Annotated in this window: 1 protein-coding gene; it reads left to right on the forward strand. The window is 45.8% G+C overall.

Annotated elements, in window-relative coordinates:
• Positions 1–4: 4 nt before the first annotated feature.
• Entirely contained in the window at positions 5–2,569 is a 2,565-nt protein-coding gene (locus BZG79_RS13725; RefSeq protein WP_347336595.1) for a LysM peptidoglycan-binding domain-containing protein, read from the forward strand.
• Positions 2,570–2,781: the final 212 nt, after the last annotated feature.

A 2,781-nucleotide genomic window follows, 5' to 3' on the forward strand; every position in this document is an offset into this window, starting at 1 on the left:
TTGGCTGGCGGACAATGCGGTGGGATATAAACTCGTTAGACTGACCGAGCTCATGGCGTATGAGTTTGGGCAAGTAGAGGGCGATATTGAGGCGCTTAATGAGCGAGACCTTGGTAATGTAATGCCTGATGGGGTGAGCTTTTCACAATTTAAAGAAAAGCTTGATAGCGGTGAATTTGCCCTGTTGACTGATACCCCAATGCGGCCCGCGATGGTGCATGATAATACGAATAAGCTCTGGTCCCTCTCGGCAGACACTGAAACGACCCTCTCACCACAAGCCCGTTCAGCACTTGCCGCTAGAGCTAATCAATCTGGCAGTGTGGCCGGCGGCGCTGGTGGTAGCAGTCACAGTGCGCATGCTGCAATCAATATCGAAGACACCTATGTACCCGAGCCGGTAAAACCTGACCGCTCGAATGCGCCACCGCCACTTAAATACGAGTATTGTTTTGAGATTGCTAGCTCGGATAAGATATTTAGCAAAACGGTGGGGTGTAAGTTTCAATTAGCCACAACACAGCAAGAAGGCGTGAAGGATGATTGGCAAACCGCGCGCACTGAGCATGGCACCAAGTACACCACTTATATCGCATTCAACGAGCCCAAAAAGCTTATCGCTAAAGTTGCATCGGCCTCAATGGGCATTAGCGTGCCCGAGCCCGTGCAGGTAAAGTCGATTGGCTCTGGTATCATCCAAGAAGCCTTTATTCCTGTGACACCTTCTGTTCAACTCGGCGAGCGACTGGGCCTACCCACCGAAGGCTATTACTACCATTTTTACCAAAAGCGCTTAGTGCAGGAGTACAAGCTGCTGGGTGATGGCAAATGGCAGTTTTACGCCACGCGCTCTAGACATGACAGACTCAACCAGGCGCAAGGTTTTAATCGTTATCAAAGCGCCATTCTGGTGTACTGGAAGATTGGCGGCAAAGAGGTCGAAGACCAATATCTTGTCTATCTCAAAGCACCGATCACGCGTGACTTGCTTGATAATCTAGACGATGAATGGCTGGAAGAAAACGGCATTAAACTGTCTATCAATGAATTACTCGCCGCGCCCAAGCAAGCTATCGCCAAACGAGATGAACCTTCATCTGAAAAAGATACCGATAAGCGTGATGAGACAAAACAGCCGACAACCCACACGGTCAAAACAGATCCGACCACCCGCCAACGTGAATCATGGCCAGCTATTGCCGAACAGTATGGCTTATCCGCCAAGCAGCTATTGGATCTAAATCCAAAGTATGACGCCGATCCGATGGCTTTAGCCGTGGGTGATAGCCTAACGGTCAGTCAGCCGGCGGCGAAAAAAGAAAGGCAATCAATAACGCGTAATTTACCACCAGAAAAACCACAGAAATATAACCTTGCTGCTAATACCCACTACACATTTGATGGCATTTTGCAGGGGACGTCGGTCAAACCAATAAATCGTGACAAAATGCTGAGCGCTGAAATTTCAGTTGTCAATTTAACTCAGCTATCCCCTCAAGACGTTGATGATGTGTATCTTGTTTTTGCTGACAAACGAATGAGCATGGAGGATTTTGCGCTTGAAACATATTTATCAAATCAAGAACATATAATCGAGCATGTTCTTAATTCAAATCCTCATTTGAGACGTAGTTTTAGCCAGATTATTGAAGGAATGCCCCTTGTCGTGTCGCCTTGGTCTGAAGTCCATCCGGATGAAGAGTTTGCCATCAAACAGGCTAACGACTTAATGACTGAGTTCCTCACCCTTTCAAGTGAACAGAAAAAGTGGTTCGCAGAGCATCACGAAACAACAACGAATGCGCTACTTTTGAGTGCAACATCTGGCCTAGATATTCACCAGCAGGACGCAAACACATCTATGCTGGCCGAGCTAGATCTTAACCACCTTTTGGCTGGCTCTGGCGCTGTGATTGCCGGCGCTCAGGTCCAAGGTGACAAAATAAGTAAAAAAATGAAGTCCTTTGCAGACTACTCTCGTCACATAGCTTCTCGAACGGAGGGGCTGTCAGGACCAAAGCTATACTCTCACCCTGACTACAAAGCATGGAGAAAAGAAGCCCGCACATTTCAGCAAGAGATGAAGTTAATACTGACGGAGATTGGAAAGCCAGGATATATTAGAAACATACAGACAAAGCGTATCAATAACTACCTAAATGTCGGTAAACGTCAACTTTACCGAGCAAGAGACTTTTCTAAAGCAATTTCTGGTATTGAAATGACCGCGTTGTATAAACAGGCGATGTCATTTAGCCGCTCATTAGGTATCGCTAACGGTCTCGTAATTGGAGCCGGGTTATATGGAAACGCTRCTGATGTGGTAACTACATGTAATAGTAGTGGCTGGTTTGAGGAAACCTGCAATCGAAGTGTTGTTAGAAATAGTACGTCAGGTCTGACAAATGTTTTGGGGGGACTTGCTATAGGATGGGGCATCGCTCTTATACCTGCAACTGGAGGATTATCAATTGCATTGGTTGCTGGTGGTTCTTTTATGTGGGGAATGTATGGTGGAGAACTTTCGAACGAAACAGGGAAAGTTATAGAGGAAATGATCTTTGATTGATTTAGTGATTAAAGCCGGAGTGTTACTGCTAGTAGTAGGCGGATTCCCATATTTGATCTTGAATATCTACCTATCAATAAAGCTTCGGAAGAGAAAGTACGAGATCCTTCATTGCATTGTGAATAGTGCTCCATCTAAGTTTAGAGAGCGAGCTAAATTTATTTTAGAGAGTAATCTTTCATGGGTATTTGCTAGCTCTACAAGTCACATAT

This window comes from Salinivibrio sp. MA427, from assembly GCF_001996115.1.
Lineage (GTDB): Bacteria > Pseudomonadota > Gammaproteobacteria > Enterobacterales > Vibrionaceae > Salinivibrio > Salinivibrio costicola.